The 15,001-nt window shown below is 66.7% G+C and carries 18 protein-coding genes and 1 pseudogene; 8 read left to right on the forward strand and 11 right to left on the reverse strand.

Annotation, left to right across the window (positions count from 1 at the left end; translation table 11 throughout):
- Positions 1-17 precede the first annotated feature (17 nt).
- The 3 genes from H289_RS0127050 to H289_RS0127060 all read left to right on the forward strand — a co-directional run bounded on the left by H289_RS0127050 (position 18) and on the right by H289_RS0127060 (position 2,186).
- On the forward strand, positions 18-695 hold the full coding sequence (locus tag H289_RS0127050; protein WP_029105808.1) for a TetR/AcrR family transcriptional regulator: 678 nt from the start codon (positions 18-20) through the stop codon (positions 693-695).
- Positions 696-704: 9 nt separating this feature from the next.
- Positions 705-980 (forward strand): YciI family protein, encoded by a 276-nt coding sequence (locus H289_RS0127055; RefSeq protein ID WP_020103990.1) that lies wholly within the window; start codon positions 705-707, stop codon positions 978-980.
- A 156-nt stretch (positions 981-1,136) separates the two neighbouring features.
- Positions 1,137-2,186, forward strand: a complete 1,050-nt coding sequence (locus H289_RS0127060; protein WP_020103991.1) for an NAD(P)-dependent alcohol dehydrogenase — start codon at positions 1,137-1,139, stop codon at positions 2,184-2,186.
- A 65-nt stretch (positions 2,187-2,251) separates the two neighbouring features.
- Here the strand turns inward: H289_RS0127060 and H289_RS0127065 are convergent, their stop codons facing one another.
- The gene (locus H289_RS0127065; RefSeq protein ID WP_020103992.1) at positions 2,252-2,602 is read right to left on the reverse strand and encodes a DUF3349 domain-containing protein; all 351 of its coding nucleotides are present in this window, start codon (positions 2,600-2,602) and stop codon (positions 2,252-2,254) included.
- 161 nt (positions 2,603-2,763) lie between these two features.
- On the opposite strand from H289_RS0127065, the gene H289_RS0127070 reads away from it, so the two are divergent.
- Together H289_RS0127070 and H289_RS0127075 are read left to right on the forward strand one after the other, a co-directional pair.
- Positions 2,764-2,958, forward strand: coding sequence for a hypothetical protein (locus tag H289_RS0127070; protein ID WP_020103993.1), 195 nt, complete (start codon positions 2,764-2,766; stop codon positions 2,956-2,958).
- 46 nt (positions 2,959-3,004) lie between these two features.
- Complete coding sequence (locus H289_RS0127075) at positions 3,005-3,484, forward strand: hypothetical protein (RefSeq protein WP_020103994.1); 480 nt, start codon at positions 3,005-3,007, stop codon at positions 3,482-3,484.
- A 3-nt stretch (positions 3,485-3,487) separates the two neighbouring features.
- Here H289_RS0127075 and H289_RS33950 read toward each other — a convergent pair whose 3' ends face one another.
- The 5 genes and pseudogenes from H289_RS33950 to H289_RS0127095 all read right to left on the reverse strand — a co-directional run bounded on the left by H289_RS33950 (position 3,488) and on the right by H289_RS0127095 (position 7,672).
- The gene (locus tag H289_RS33950; protein ID WP_286133714.1) at positions 3,488-3,727 is read right to left on the reverse strand and encodes an ANTAR domain-containing protein; all 240 of its coding nucleotides are present in this window, start codon (positions 3,725-3,727) and stop codon (positions 3,488-3,490) included.
- A pseudogene (locus tag H289_RS33955) lies at positions 3,710-4,102 on the reverse strand (GAF domain-containing protein); the annotation flags it as partial. The pseudogene H289_RS33955 and the gene H289_RS33950, both read right to left, overlap by 18 nt.
- Before the next feature lie 133 nt (positions 4,103-4,235).
- Positions 4,236-5,198: a class 1b ribonucleoside-diphosphate reductase subunit beta gene (gene nrdF, locus H289_RS0127085; protein ID WP_020103996.1), complete on the reverse strand. Its 963-nt coding sequence runs from the start codon at positions 5,196-5,198 to the stop codon at positions 4,236-4,238.
- A gap of 123 nt (positions 5,199-5,321) precedes the next feature.
- Entirely contained in the window at positions 5,322-6,842 is a 1,521-nt protein-coding gene (locus H289_RS0127090) for a flavin-containing monooxygenase (protein WP_020103997.1), read from the reverse strand.
- A gap of 95 nt (positions 6,843-6,937) precedes the next feature.
- Complete coding sequence (locus H289_RS0127095) at positions 6,938-7,672, reverse strand: TetR/AcrR family transcriptional regulator (protein ID WP_043985139.1); 735 nt, start codon at positions 7,670-7,672, stop codon at positions 6,938-6,940.
- A gap of 253 nt (positions 7,673-7,925) precedes the next feature.
- Here H289_RS0127095 and H289_RS0127100 point away from each other — a divergent pair, with 253 nt between their 5' ends.
- Entirely contained in the window at positions 7,926-9,104 is a 1,179-nt protein-coding gene (locus H289_RS0127100; RefSeq protein WP_020103999.1) for an NAD(P)/FAD-dependent oxidoreductase, read from the forward strand.
- Here H289_RS0127100 and H289_RS32100 read toward each other — a convergent pair whose 3' ends face one another.
- From H289_RS32100 to H289_RS0127115, 3 genes are all read right to left on the reverse strand, one after another.
- A complete protein-coding gene (locus tag H289_RS32100; RefSeq protein WP_231388135.1) occupies positions 9,105-10,769 on the reverse strand; it encodes a PE-PPE domain-containing protein in 1,665 nt (554 codons plus the stop codon).
- 169 nt (positions 10,770-10,938) lie between these two features.
- Positions 10,939-11,649 (reverse strand): TetR/AcrR family transcriptional regulator, encoded by a 711-nt coding sequence (locus H289_RS0127110; RefSeq protein ID WP_020104001.1) that lies wholly within the window; start codon positions 11,647-11,649, stop codon positions 10,939-10,941.
- A 49-nt stretch (positions 11,650-11,698) separates the two neighbouring features.
- Positions 11,699-12,433 (reverse strand): LysR substrate-binding domain-containing protein, encoded by a 735-nt coding sequence (locus tag H289_RS0127115; protein WP_020104002.1) that lies wholly within the window; start codon positions 12,431-12,433, stop codon positions 11,699-11,701.
- Positions 12,434-12,484: 51 nt separating this feature from the next.
- Between H289_RS0127115 and H289_RS0127120 the strand changes: the two genes are divergently transcribed.
- The gene (locus H289_RS0127120; protein ID WP_020104003.1) at positions 12,485-13,207 is read left to right on the forward strand and encodes a hypothetical protein; all 723 of its coding nucleotides are present in this window, start codon (positions 12,485-12,487) and stop codon (positions 13,205-13,207) included.
- Here the strand turns inward: H289_RS0127120 and H289_RS0127125 are convergent.
- Positions 13,180-14,025, reverse strand: a complete 846-nt coding sequence (locus tag H289_RS0127125; RefSeq protein WP_020104004.1) for a hypothetical protein — start codon at positions 14,023-14,025, stop codon at positions 13,180-13,182. The genes H289_RS0127120 and H289_RS0127125 overlap by 28 nt on opposite strands.
- A 51-nt stretch (positions 14,026-14,076) precedes the next feature.
- On the opposite strand from H289_RS0127125, the gene H289_RS0127130 reads away from it, so the two are divergent.
- The gene (locus tag H289_RS0127130) at positions 14,077-14,463 is read left to right on the forward strand and encodes a DUF5997 family protein (protein WP_020104005.1); all 387 of its coding nucleotides are present in this window, start codon (positions 14,077-14,079) and stop codon (positions 14,461-14,463) included.
- A 35-nt stretch (positions 14,464-14,498) separates the two neighbouring features.
- On the opposite strand, the gene H289_RS0127135 is transcribed toward H289_RS0127130, so the two are convergent.
- Complete coding sequence (locus H289_RS0127135; RefSeq protein WP_020104006.1) at positions 14,499-14,957, reverse strand: hypothetical protein; 459 nt, start codon at positions 14,955-14,957, stop codon at positions 14,499-14,501.
- Positions 14,958-15,001: the final 44 nt, after the last annotated feature.

Consider the following 15,001-nt stretch of genomic DNA (forward strand, 5'->3'; position numbering starts at 1 on the left):
TGGACCACGATGAATGAATGTCGACCACCCACACAGGAAGGCCTCGACTGCGGCCCCAGCGACGTCCGGGCATCACCGCACGAGACGAAATCCTCGATGCGGCAAGCGAATTGTTCACGACCTTGGGCTACACCGGTACGTCGACGCGAACCATCGCCGATTCGGTCGGCATCAGGCAGGCGTCGCTGTACCACTACTTCAAGACCAAGGACGACATCCTGTGCGCCGTACTGAGCCAGACCGTCGCCCCGACACTGGCGTTCATCCCGAGCCTGCTGAGCGCCACGCCGGCGTTGACCGCAACCGAGCACCTGCACGCCCTGGCGACGTTCGACGGAGACCAACTACTCGGTGGCACGTGGAATCTGGGCGCGCTCTACCTGCTTCCCGAATTGCGCGCCGATCGCCTGGAGCCCTTCTGGTCCGACCGCGAATGCCTGCGACAGCACTACCTGACCCTGAGCCGGGCAGTGCTGGAACGCACCGGCGTCCATCCGGCGGCCGCCGACCTGCCGTTCCGGCTGGTCGAATCGCTCGTCAACATGTGGTCGGTGCCGCACGGCCCCGAACGATGCGATCTGCCCATGCAGGTCGCCGATGCCGGCGTCCGCGTGCTGGGCGTCCTCGACGCCGAAACACCCGCACTACGCGAGCGCACCAGGCAGGTCATCGAACAACACACCTGCCCCGGATAACCTCTAAGCGTGTTTCACGTACTGAACATCACCTACACGCAACCCTTGGACGTCGTCGACCAGGCGCGGCCGGCGCATCTGGAATGGCTCGGCAAACTGGTCGAGGAGCGCCGCATCCTTCTTGCCGGCCGACTGGAGTCGCAGGCCGGCGCCGTGCTGATCGCCTCGGACATGACGGCCGAGGAAGCCGACGCGCTCACCGCCAGCGACCCGTACGTGCACGCCGGCGTCGCCACCTACGAGCGCGTGAGCTTCAACGCCGGTTTCCGCGCCGCCGGGCTCTAACCGGAAATTCACAGCCGAATCCGGGATTAGTTCGGCGACAGCCGCCGTTGAGTGTGGTCAGGGCCTGACGCAATGCCCCACATTTCGTTACCTTCGCTAATCTTTGTAGCAGGTAACCGCCGCTAGGCAAGCCGAGAATGAAGAGGACTGACACGCATGACCACGACCGTTTCCGCCTACGCCGCGACTTCAGCGACCAGCCCGCTGACCAAGACCACCATCGAGCGCCGTGACATCGGCCCGCACGACGTGGCATTCGACATCAAGTTCGCGGGCATCTGTCACTCGGACATCCACACCGTCAAGTCCGAATGGGGCCCGGCCAACTACCCCGTCGTACCCGGCCACGAGATCGCCGGCGTCGTCACCGCTGTCGGCTCCGAGGTGACCAAGTACAAGGTCGGCGACCACGTCGGCGTCGGCTGCTTCGTCGACTCGTGCCGCGAGTGCGAGAACTGCCTGGCCGGCCTGCAGCAGTACTGCACCGGCAAGGGCGGCAACATCGGCACGTACAACGCCACCGGCCGTGACGGCACGCCCACCTACGGCGGCTACAGCACCGCCATCGTCGTCGACGAGAACTACGTGCTGCGCATCCCGGACAGCATCCCGCTGGACAAGGCTGCGCCCCTGCTGTGCGCCGGCATCACGCTGTACTCGCCGCTGCGGCACTGGAACGCCGGACCGGGCAAGAAGGTCGCCATCGTCGGTCTCGGCGGCCTGGGCCACGTCGGCGTGAAGCTCGCCGTCGCGATGGGCGCCGAGGTCACCGTGCTGAGCCAGTCGCTCAAGAAGATGGAAGACGGTCTGCGCCTGGGCGCACACCACTACCACGCCACCAACGACCCGGACACCTTCAAGAAACTGGCCGGCAGCTTCGACCTCATCATCAACACGGTGTCGGCGAACCTCAACATGGGGCTCTACCTGAACCTGCTGAAGTCCGACGGCACGCTCGTCGAGCTCGGTGCGCCCGAGAAGCCGCTCGAGGTGCCGGTGTTCCCGCTGATCGGCATGCGCCGCACCCTTGCCGGTTCCTTGATCGGCGGCATCCCGGAAACCCAGGAGATGCTGGACTTCTGCGCCGAGCACGACGTCACCCCGGAGATCGAGATCATCGAGGCGTCCTACGTCAACGAGGCCTACGAGCGCGTCATCGCCAGTGACGTGCGGTACCGCTTCGTGATCGACACCGCGACCATCTAGCCGCGGGTTCTCGTCAACGCCGGGGATTGCAGTCGAATAGTGACTGCAATCCTCGGCGTAACGCGTTATCGGCCGTCTGTGCCGGGGCCGGCGTCAGGCAACAGGTCCATACCGGCCAACGGCCAGCCGGCCGCAGCCAGTTTGGCAGCCACCCGCGCGACGTTCTCCGGGCCGGCGTCATGGTGGGTGACGTCGGCGATGAACTCGGCGATGTCGTTGCGCTCGATGGGATTGTCGACGTCGGCGGGCGCTGAGGCCTCGGCGATATTGCGCACCACTTCGGCCACCTGATCCTCGGTCAGTGGCGTGGCCCGCAGCAATGCCAGCAGCGGCACCCGGTCGGGGCCTGGGACCCCCTCCGGGTAACCGGCACGCAGCCAGTTCAGCACCGAAAGCAGCAGCGACTTCGTCGACACCCGGTAAGTCTCGCCGCTGCCCGGTCAACCCACCACTGGACGCGCCGACATCTGGACGCTGAAGCAATCCCCGGAGCACAAACTGACCGAGGCCGGAACCACTTTTCACCGGATCGGGGGTTTGCGCGTCTGCTCTCGGAGTACCGGCCACAATCTCCCTTGTGCCCGACGATGCGGTAGACATCCTGCAGCGCTGGGAGCTTGCAGGTGGCGTCTGGCGGATCATCGGCCGCCGCGCGGAGGAACTGACGATCGGACTGTTCCAGTGCGACGGCGGTGAGCGGGTCGACGTGATCCGCTCCGGCGATGCCGCCCTGCTCGCCTTCGTCGGCGACCGGGAGTCCAACGCGGACTGAGCTGCCCTGTTGACGGAATTTACTGTCACGCATTAATACTTGGAGCATGACGTCCGCTCGCCGCCGTGCTCCGCTGCCCCAGCTGGCCCTTGCCGGCGTGGCCATCGCCCTGCTGCCGATGGGCGTCGCGCAGGCCGATCCCGAGCCGGTACCGGTACCGGCTCCCGTGTCCGCCGGCGTCACCGGCGTCCTCAACGACTGGCAGAAATCCGTCTGTGCGCCAGGCAGTTTCAACCAGGACGATCCCGCCATCGCCGCCCGCGACTGGCCCGGCGCGGTCCGGGCGGGCACCTGCGCGAGCGCGGTGAATCCCGGCCTGACCAACGGCCTGTGGATCACGCAGTGGACCGCCAACAGCGACATGACCTCGGCGCTGCAGCGCAATTTCATGGCACTGTTCGCGTCGGCCGTCAGCGATCAGACGGCGATCATCACCTTCGCGGTCGCCAGCCCCGAGGCGCGCAAATCCCTTGAGCCGCTGACGAAGTTCGGATTCACCATCAACCCGGTACCGCCGCTGGCCTGACGGTCAGCACCGCCCGCCCGACGACACCCGCTCGGCGAGTTTCTGCGCAAGGACCGCCACCGGGGTGTTCGATTCCTGCGACAACCGGGTCAGCATGTTGAACGCCGCCACCGCGTTGACCTGGAAACGCTCCATGATGATGCCCTTGGCCTGGCCGATGACGTCGCGGCTGCTCAGCGCGCTACGAAAGTCGACCTCGCGGCGCACACTGTCCCACGCCAGCGCGGCGTGCGTGGCCAACACGTAACCGACCTGCTCGGATTCCTCATCGAAAGCGTCCACGGCCTGGGCGTACAAGTTCAGTGCGCCCAGCGTCTTCTGCGAGGTGAACAACCGAAAGCACAGCATCGAGCGAATCGGGGTCACCCGGATGGCGTCTGCCGCGAACTTCGGCCAGCGCTTCTCGGCGCGCATGTCGCTGACCTCGACGATGTCGCGCTCCCACGTCGCGCTCAGGCACGGGCCTTCCAGGTAGCGCTGCTGGATGGCGTCGAGCATCACCGGGTAGTCGTGCGTGGTGGCCTGTGTCTCCACCTTGCCACTGTTGGTGTGGCCCAACGTGATACCCGCATATTGAGCACCGGGGACCTCACGGACGGCGGCCTGCACCACCTGGTTGACGAGGACGGATCGGGTTGCGAAGTGTCGTGCAGTTCGCGCGCCATGGCCGCGATCCGGTCGAACGCCTCAGGAAGGTCGTACTCCGTCATCGCGGCCTCCCGGCGTCAGCCGCAAGGGTGTGCGGCCCTTTTCAGAAGTCCCAGTCCGAGTCTTCCGTATTGACGGCCTTGCCGATGACATACGACGAACCCGAGCCCGAGAAGAAGTCGTGGTTCTCGTCGGCGTTGGGCGAGAGCGCCGACAGGATCGCCGGGTTCACGTCGGTCTCGTCGCGCGGGAACAGCGCTTCGTAGCCGAGGTTCATCAACGCCTTGTTGGCGTTGTAGCGCAGGAACTTCTTGACGTCCTCGGTGAGGCCGACGCCGTCGTACAGGTCCTGGGTGTACTCAACCTCGTTGTCGTACAGCTCGAACAGCAGCTCGTAGGTGTAGTCCTTGAGCTCGGTCCGCTTGGCCTCGTCGACCAAGGCCAGGCCACGCTGGTACTTGTAGCCGATGTAGTAGCCGTGCACCGCTTCGTCACGGATGATCAGGCGGATCATGTCGGCGGTGTTGGTGAGCTTGGCGCGCGAGGACCAGTACATCGGCAGGTAGAAGCCGGAGTAGAACAGGAAGCTCTCGAGCAGCGTCGAGGCCACCTTGCGCTTGAGCGGCTCGTCACCCCGGTAGTACTTCATGACGATCTCGGCCTTGCGCTGCAGGTTCGGATTCTCCTCCGACCAACGGAACGCCTCGTCGATCTCGACGGTCGAGCACAGTGTCGAGAAGATGTTGCTGTAGCTCTTGGCGTGCACCGACTCCATGAAGGCGATGTTGGTGTAGACGGCCTGCTCGTGCGGGGTCAGCGCGTCGGGGATCAGGCTGACGGCGCCGACGGTGCCCTGGATGGTGTCCAGCAGCGTCAGGCCGGTGAAAACCCGCATGGTGAGCTGCTTTTCGCTGTCGGTCAGGGTGCCCCAGGACGGGATGTCGTTGGACACCGGCACCTTCTCCGGCAACCAGAAGTTGCCCGTGAGACGGTCCCAGACCTCCGCGTCCTTGTCGTCCTGCACGCGGTTCCAGTTGATCGCGGAGGCCCGGTCGATCAGCTTCATACCTTCAGACACCGTGACCCCATTTCGACTGGAACTCTGTTTGCCGGATCGGCACCACAGACACTACCCCTGGGACCGCTGCGCGAGTGCGCACACCACATGTCGTGTCGCAGCGTGTCGCGATCAGCGGATGAACTCATACTCGGTCGACTTGAATTTCCGGGTCTCGAGCCAGTACTGCCAGGTCATGCCGCTCCACAAGGTGCGGTTGACGCCGTGCTCGTCCATGTACCAGCTGTGGCAACCACCGGTGCTCCACACCGTGCCGGCCAGGTTCTGCTGCAGTTCGGCGTTGTACTCGTCCTGGGCGCGTCGGCTCGGCATCAGCGCGGCGGCGCCCGCCTTGTCGGCCGCGGCGATGGCCTGCGCGGCGTAGCGGATCTGCGACTCGATCATGAACACCACCGAGTTGTGGCCCAGCGCGGTGTTCGGGCCGAGCAGGAAGAACAGGTTCGGCATGTTCGCCACGGTGATGCCGCGGTGCGCCGCCATGCCCTCGCGGTTCCACCGGTCGACGAGGTCTTCTCCCCCGAGGCCCTTGATGTCGACGTAGGTGTACGAGTCGGTGACGTGGAAACCGGTGCACCACACCACCACATCGACGGGATGTTCGACGCCGTCGCGGGTGACGATGCCGGCCGCGGTCATCCGCTCGATGCCCTCGGTGAAGACCTGCGTCTTCGGGTTGGCGATGCCGCGATAGTAGGTGTCGGAGTTCAGGATTCGCTTACAACCCGCCACGTAGTTCGGCGTCAGCTTCCGCCGCAGCTCGGGGTCCTTGACGCTGCGGTTGATGTTCCATTTGCCCAGCAGCTCACCGATTTTGAGCAGTCGCGGCTGCTTGGTCATCGCGAAGCCGACGCCTTCGTGAATCCAGTAGATGGCGTCCCGCATGAGCGCCCGCGTACCCGGCACCCGGCGGAAGGTGTTCTTCATCCACTCCGGAAAAGCGTTGTTGGGCCGGGGCATGACCCACGCCGGGGTGCGCTGGTACAGGTGCAACTCGGACACCTGGTCGACGATCGCGGGCACGATCTGGATGGCGCTGGCGCCGGTCCCGATCACCGCGACGCGCTTGCCTGTGATGTCGACGCTGTGGTCCCACTGCGCGGAATGGAAAGCGGCACCGGCGAATTCGTCGCTGCCTTCGATATCGGGAACCGCCGGGATGTGCAGACCGCCCGCGCCGGAGATGAGGAACTGGGCGATGTACTCCTGGCCGCCGGTGTCGTAGATGTGCCAACGCCGCTCGTCTTCGTCCCAGTGCGCGCGGTCGACGTGGGTGTTGAACCGGATGTTGCGCCGGAGGTTGTGCTTGTCGGTGACGCCCTTGAGGTAGTCGAAGATCTCGGGCTGGAACGACCACATGTGCGTCCAGTCGGCCTTCGGCTCGAAGGAGAACGAGTACATGTGTGACGGGATGTCGCACGCGCAGCCCGGGTAGGTGTTGTCGCGCCAGGTGCCGCCGACCTCGTCGGCCTTCTCCAGGATCAGGAAGTCGCGCTCGCCGAAGCCCTGCTTGCGCAGCGCGATGCCCATGCCCAGCCCGGAGAAACCGGACCCGATGATCACCGCCCGCGTCACGATGGGCTCGGCGGCCTCGTTGCCGACGGACTGCGCTCCAGTTGACTGCTCGACCGTCATGAACCTGCTCTTTCCTGGGAACGGCGGTACCGGATACTGGACAGTCTCCGGTCAGACCCGCGAGGTGTCAACGCACCACGTCAGGAGCGGAATCGTCAGCCGACGGACTCTTCGCGGCGCACCGCGTCGTGCACCGGCAGATCCAGGTCGAACCGGATGCCGAGCAGTCTGGCGGTGCCGTTGATGGCGCCGATCATGATGGTGGTCATGTGCGCGACGAACTGGTCGCGGGGCAGCCGGCGCGGAGTGTCGTCGCTGCCGCCGAGCCACCAGTCGGTGGCCGACGCGGCCGCGCCGAACAGCGTGAACGCCGCCAGCTCGAAGATGGCCGAATCCAGGTCCATGTCCTTGAGTTCGCCGCTGATCATGGCGGCGATCGCCAGGGTGATGTCACGGCCGCGGTTGACGGTCGTCATCGCGGCGGCGGACTGGTCGGCGAACCTGCCCTGCAGCAGGAAGCGCACCACGTTGGGGTGCTGGTCCACCAGGTCGACGTAGTGTTCGACGGCGCGGCCGATGATCTGCCCGGTCGAATCGTGCTCGATGTCGATGGACGGAATGACGGCCGCCCACAACATGTCGCGCATCCGCTCGCCGATCTGCGAGAACATGTCGGATTTGTCGGCGAAGTGCCGGTAGATCTTGGGCTTGGCGGTGCCGGCCTCTTCGGCGATTTCCCGCACGCTGACGTTCGGGCCGAGCCGGTCGATCGCGCGGAACGCGGCGTCGACGATCTCCTCGCGGACCTTGAGCCGGTGTTCGCGCCAGCGCTCGCTGCGGGCGTCCACTTTCTCGGGCGCACCCTTGGGCGGAGTGACCTTCACCTGCACGGTGACCGACGGAACGTTCACGCCCGGCACACCAGGAACTTTCACCCCGGCCTGGATGCCGGTGCGTGGAAGAGATGGCCTGCGCACCCCGCCACTGTACCGGGCGGGCCAAATCTGACCTGCTCAGACCGCCCGGCGCGGCGCGTCTCACACCTGCCGATGCCTCGTCGCACCCAGCGGATGGACAGCCTGCGCGCGTAGCATCGGCGTCAGGGCTCGCCCGAAAGTACCGGCCTGACAAGGAATTGATTGCATGGTGCAGCGGTACGACGTCATCGTCGCCGGCGGAGGTCCCGCCGGATCGGCGGCTGCGTGGCGTGCCGCGCAGACGGGCGCGAGCGTGCTCGTCATCGACAAGGCCACCTTCCCGCGCGACAAGCCGTGCGGCGACGGCCTGACCGCCCGCGGGGTCAGCTACCTGCAGAAGATGGGCCTGGCAGATCAGGTCGCCGAGTTCCACCGGATCAATCGGGTCACGGTGTTCAGCCCGCACGAGTGGGAGCTGTCGTTCCCGCGCCGCCCCGGCATGCCCGACCACGGCTGCACCGTCAGCCGAACCCACCTGGATGCGCTGTTGCTCGGCCATGCCGCGGCCGCGGGCGCGGAGGTACGGCAGGGTAGCGAGGTGGCGGGCGTCGAGCGCAGCGACGACGGCCGCGTCACCGGCGTGGTGCTCAAGGATGGCGAGACGGTGCACGCGGACGCCGTGATCGCGGCCGACGGCGCCTACTCCCCGATCAAACGGGCACTGCAGATCGAGTCGGACTTCCATGGCTATTCGGCCATCGCCATTCGCGCCGAGATGCCGGCCGACCGGCCCGACTCCGACGCCCTGGAGATCTATCTCAAGCTGCTGTTCGACGGTGATCAACTGCCCGGCTACGGCTGGGTGTTCCCCATGGGCAACGGCTCCTTCAACATCGGGCTGGGCTACGTCAACAGCTACCGGAACTGGCAGGCCATCAACGCAACCCGGTTCCTCGGCGACTTCCTGAACACACTGCCGCGCGACTGGGCGCTGCCGTCGATCGACGAATTGAAGAAGAACCGGAGCGTCCGGGCCTGGCGCCTGCCCATGGGGTTCACCGCATGGCCGCCGTGGCGGCCCGGCGTCCTGTTCGCCGGTGATGCGCTGGGCGCCGGCAAGCCGGCCTCCGGTGCGGGCATCTCGAAAGCACTCGAATCCGGTTTGGCCGCAGGCGAATGCGCCGTCGCGGCACTCGCGAACGGCGGTCCCGACGACTTCACCAACTACCAGCAGCGGATCGAGGCCGCGTGGGGCCGCGAGTACCGGCGTGGCCGGTTGTTTCACAAGCTGGCCGGCATCCCTTGGGTGGCCGATGCCGGCCGCCGCGCGGTCGACAGCCGCGTCTTCCGCGATGTGCTGCTGAAGTCGCTGTACAAGAAGGCCGAGGGGCCGGCACACACCTGACTACGCTGCCGGCCGGGCGCCCTTTCCTGATGGCGCGTGATCGGCCTTCGTGCCGGCGGGTGCGTCGGATTTGGTTGTGCTCCTGGCAGATTCGCTTCGCCGGTCGCCGGCCTTGACGGACGGTGCGGTCGCGTCGGTACCGGTATCTGTGTGACCGGCGTCCGCGGACTGCGGTCGCCGATCGCGGGTCTGCCGCACCGGCGCGACGGCGTCTGGTGTCGGCCGCACCGAGCGCGCGCGCTTGGCCGGTTTCCCCTTCGAGGCGGCCGGTGACGACGAGGCCGCCACATCACCGGAGGCCGCGGTCGAGTCCGGGTCCCCCGACGTCGCCTGCGCGGTCCGCGGTGCCGTTGCCGCGAGGCGGCTTCCGGTCGTCGGCACCGCCTCAGGTGTCGTCACGGTGGCGACGGACTTGACTGAGGTACTCGGTGGCGTTGCCGACGTCGGCTTCTGCCCGCCGACCACCTGCAGCAGCTTGGCCACCGGACGAGTGATATTCGTCAGCGCCGCAGTCACATTCACCACCGTCTGCCGGATCGCTCTGGCCAGCGGTGAATTGTCGACTGTCGTCGCGGGATGATCGGTGGTGGGTGTCACCGGTTGGGTGGCATCGACCGTCGGTTGCGGCAAGGTCGGCGTGTACTTGCCGGTCCGGAGAATCTCCACTGATTGCGCCAGCGCTCCCGGCAGCTCTTTGAGCGCGGCCTTGATCTTGGCCTGTGGCGTGGTCCAGCTGAATTGCTTGACCTGGCTGGGATCGGCCGTGCGCTCATAAGCGCTTTCGATGATGACGCGCAGGACCGGGTCCATGGCGTCGACAAGGCGCTGCGCCCCGATCAGGGATGCAGCAAGGCGCAGCGGCGCCAATAGCGGCAGGCGCTGCGGGAACGTCACATACGTGGTGTTGCCCACGGTGGTGCTGACCGTGTTGGAACTGGCCTTGGGCTCCAGCGCATATCCCGGCAGGACATGCTCGAACACGATGCCCATGACGGCGTTGACGACGGCCAGCGGGTTGAAATACGCCGGGAAATCAGCGAATCCGTCGTACTGGTTCTGGTAGACCGTGGTCTGGAATGGACTGTCGGACGGCCCCGGTCGCCCGAACGGAAACAGGTCACCGAGAATCGGCATGCGATTCCACGCGGTGAAGCGGGACAGGATTCCGCCGTTCGGCTGGTACGGATCGCCGATGAGGGTGAATGTGTAGTCGCCCGCATGAGCCACGTAGGCCGGGTCCTTGGCCATGTCGGCGCGCGCGATCTCGGCAACCTCCGCGCCCTGGGACATGCCGAGAATGGTGATCTTCTCGCCAGGTGCCTGTTTGGCGATGTCCTGCTCGAGATATCCGGCGCCGATGCGCTCGGACTGCTTCAAGGAATGCGGCCAGTACGGAATGCCCGACAAACCCGGCAGCGCGGAGATGATCGGCCACTCGACGTTGATCTGCCCCGGGTAGGGCACGACGTGGAACGAATCTCCTTGCGGGACAGCGGTTCCGTAGAAGAACATCGGGATGCTCAGCCCGAGCGGGTCGAAGGACCCACCGATGCCGATCGTGGTGTCGACGAGCCGTACGGCGACCTGCGACACGATCGGAGCACCCGGTGCCGCCACACCGGCCACTGCCGCCGCCGCGATGCCGACCGCGACACCCCTCGCCAAGACCGTGGTCGTCCACCGCGACGATTGCCATTGTTGTGTTGAGTTGACCCCCATAGCCGCAGGACGCTATAGCAATCCCGCATTCGAAAACAAGAGTTCTTTTTAAAAACAAGAAGTCTTGTTCAAAAGCGTCCGCAATCGGCGATCAGCAGGTATGAAGGACCCGCGATCACCGCACCGAGGCGGCGATACCGGCCCGCACCACTGCCATGAAGCTGGTCAGATTGCCGATCAGGGTGTCGATGCTCGGGCGTGATTCGGGGTCGGCTTCGTGGTCGTGCAGCCAGTCGGCAACCGCCTCGAACAGACCACCGACCGTCAGGACCGCCAGCGCATGCAAGTCGAGCGCGGCATTGTCCGCGATCTCCGGGAACTCGCGACGCCGCCACAATTCTTCGACAAACGTTGCGGTCCAACGCCGATTCTCGCGACGCTGACGCTCGACCCGCGGCGAGATGCCCGCGCATTCCCCGAACGCCACCACCGCAATCCGGGGGTCATCGACCAGAGCGTGGGCGAACGCCGACAGCAGCAGGCGGACGGTCTCGTCGTCGTCATCCGGTGCGCTGCCGAGGATCTCGACAACATGGCGTTCGATGCGCTCGGCGATCTGCCGGAGCAACTCGATGTAGCAGTCTTCTTTGCTGTCGAACGTCTCGTAGAACGCCTTGTTCCCCACGAACGCGTTCTGGCAGATCTGCTCGATCGAAGTGTTCGCATAGCCGTCCCGGGCGAACAGCTCGAACGCCGATGCCAGCAGTTGTTCACGGCGGTGGATTCGGCGCTGCTCGGCGTCGAGACCGCGTATCGTGCGCGGACTTCCCGATGTCGCGGATCGTGGCGCGGTGGTTTTGCCTGTGCCCGCCGACGGTCTGCTCATGGCCTGGGAGTGTAGTAGCGCCGGGCAAACGCGACGGGCTACAACGGCGTCAGCGCCGACCGCGCTTGGCCTGGCCCGGCTTTCGCGCGACCTTGCCCGCCGCGGCCCGGGCCGCCTGCTTGGCGAGGGTCTTCTCCCGCGCGCTGCGTTTCGGCGCCGGCTCGGCCTGCCCCCGCGACGAACTCGCCTTCCGGCCGCGCACGATGCCGATGAACTCCTCGACCAGCTCCGACTGCTCCCCTTCCGGAAAAGCGAGTGCGACGGCGCAGGTGGGCGCGTCGGTGATCGGCCGGTACGTGAGGTCCTTGCGGTGATACAGCCGCGCGAGCGACTGCGGGACGATGAGCGCACCCATCCCGGCGGCCACGAGTTCGATTGCGTGCTCGGTGGTTTCGGGCCGGTGGTCGACGGGCGCGCCCGGGGCGTCGGCCCACGCGACCACGTGGTCGAGCGGTACGAGGATCGGTTCGCCGTCGAGGTCGGCGGCGGCGATCTCGTCGACGGCGGTGAGCAGATGATCGGTCGGCACCACGGCCACCGTCGTCTCCTCGTACAGCGAGATGACGGCCAGGCCACTCGTATCGGCCGGCAGCCGGAGCAGCGCCACATCGACGGTGCCGGCCCGGAGTGCGTCGGCCGCATCGGCCGCGGCGACCGGATGCAGAACCAGCGCTGCCTCGGGATGACGCTCGGACCAGATCCGCGCCCACTTCGCGGGCGTCCCGCCGGGGACGTACCCGAGGGTCAATGAGGCCGACAAGGAGGACGGTGACACGGCGATCACGCTACCCAAACGCGCGTCGGGCGGTTCGTGGTCAGCGCCGATAATTGAGGCATGACCGGGCCAGGCGTCTTCACATTCCATCTCGTCGAGATGCCGGTGACGGCCACGGTGCCGCTGCTGCGGCGACCACCTCAGCCCGACCGGGTGACGGGGCTGCGCTACGCGGAATGCCTGTCGCTGATGCGTCTCGGCGCACCGACGGTCTCCCCCGACCGGCTGCAGTTGCGGCGGCTCGCGATGTTCGCCCGGTGGGACGACGAGTCCGCGATCGACGCCTTCCTGGCCGATCCGGGCGCACGCTTCGCTGCCGGCTGGCACGTCCGGATGACGTTTCTGCGGCGCTGGTCCACGCTCGCGGCACTCCCGGATCTACCGCAGGAGGCCGACGCCTCCGACGCTGACGAGCCCGTCGTCGCCGTCACCCTGGCGCGCATGCGGTTGCCCGAGGTGCCGCGCTTCCTCACGTGGGGCAAGCCGGTCGAGCGGTTGGTCCGTGATCATCCGGACGCCACCCTGGCGCTGGCGGCGGTGCGCCCGCCCCGCTCGATCTCCACCTTCTCGATCTGGAACTCGGTGCGGGCGATGACGGACATGGTGCACGGCCGCGGTGAGGTGGCCGAGCTCGCCGACCCGGCGCGGCACGCCGAGGCGATGGCCGAGCGCCGCCGCCGCGACTTCCACCACGAGTTCGCGACCTACCGGTTCCGCCCCATCTCCGAACATGGCTACTGGGACGGTCGTACCGGTTACGTCCCGCGGCGTTCCAGCTTGTAGTGCAGGCGGACGGCCGGCAGGTCCCACATTCGCAGCACATGGTCGGTACGGAGCACCTGCTCGCGGTCGACGTAGAGGTCGAACGTCTCGTGCACGGGCACCCGCCGCGCGAAATGGCGACCGCGATCACGGACCAGGACGTACGCCCCGTCGGCACCCCACGGGCCGGCCGGGGACGACAACCGCAGCCCACCGTCCGGCAGGTGCTGCGGCCGCAGGAAGACCTGGACGTTGCCTTCCTCCAACGGGAACGTCACGTGCACGCTCGCCCGATCGGCGCCGGGAAGCGTTCTGCGCGAATAACATCCGCTGAACACGGTGTCGCCGTTTCCACGCAGGGTCCGGATCCAGCCGGCCGCGACCTGCGCGCCGGTGCCGTCGGTGATCACCGACACCCGGCCGTCGATGCCCCGTGCGACGTCGAGGGGACGCATCGGCAGCGCCAGTTGCTGCACGCGCTTGCCGAACACACGCGAGATCAGTTCGCCGCCGGGCCAGAACAACGGTGACCAGCTGCTCCACACCTCCATGCGCCAGCGCGCGGTGTGGGTGTAGAAGTCGTGGATCATCGGGTGGACGGCCGCGGCGTCGAACCCGGGCCCGGACAGTCCGTCTAGATCCGGCTGCAGCCCGGCGTCCGGATCCTCGTCCCGCAGCGCGCCACCGCGCCGGGCCGCTTCGTCCAGCAGCCAGCTGTTCCCGCCGTCCCGCGACCCGAGTGGCGCCTGCAGCCAGGCCTCGCCGCCATCGAGATCGACGCCTCTGCCGGTTGCCCGCCAGAACTTGCGGGTCGCGAGATCCAGCCGCGAAAACTCCACATCGCGGATCGTACGGGGTCGTCGCCCCGGCCTACCGATAGGCTGATGCCCATGAGCAGGCCCAACGCGCAGTCCATGAAACCCGCCACCGCGGCGAAGAAGCTGGACGTGTACTTGCCCGCGACGCCTGCGGAGTTCCAGGAGAACGCCATCACCCGCGCCGAGCTCGCCGCCCTGCAGGCCGACCCGCCACAGTGGCTCAAGGACCTCCGCAAGAACGGGCCGCACCCCAAGAACCTGGTGGCGGCCAAGCTGGGCATCTCGATCGCCGGCCTCACGCGCGGTGGCGTCGAGAAGGCGCTGACCACCGAGCAGATCGACGCCCTGCTCGAAGAGAAGCCGGACTGGCTGGTCATCGAACGCGAGAGCTACCAGAACGTGCTGCGCGAGCAGCGACGCATCAAGTCGCTGCACGCCGATCAAGATCGCGAAGCGTGACGGACCGGTAGCCACCGGTCCGTCACCGCGGGCACTCACCAGAGGTCGAAACCGACATTGGTGCTGGGATAGTGGCTGCTGAAGTTGTGGTTGATCCAGTAGTTCTTGGCGAGAAAACCGGTGACCCCGGTGTTCGCGACATTCGTGTTGGTCTTCGAGTTGTTGACCTCGTAGGTGGCGGTCGGGCCGCCGACGCCCACCCGGTAGGCGACGTGCATGTCGAGCGAGTCACCTTGTGGCGCAACGGCTGTCACCGTTTCGGTGGCGCCGGGGGCCAGTATCCGCTGGGGGCCGTCGACCCATGTGCCGTTGGGGCTCGTCCCGTCATTGAGCAGGAACTGAACCTTGTCGGTGTGGTTGGTGATCGTCATCGCGATGGTCGGCTCGCCGGGATGAGTGACCGGCATGGTGCCCGCGTTGGCGACAGCGGCGAAGGACAGCGCGGCGGCAATCCCCGTTCCTGCCGCGGCGATACGAGCCGTCGTGATGTTCATGGGGCCTCCTGCACGTGAATGTTGTTTTCCGAGACGGTGTTTGG

It is taken from the genome of Mycobacterium sp. 360MFTsu5.1, from assembly GCF_000383495.1.
GTDB classification, from domain to species: domain Bacteria; phylum Actinomycetota; class Actinomycetes; order Mycobacteriales; family Mycobacteriaceae; genus Mycobacterium; species Mycobacterium mucogenicum_B.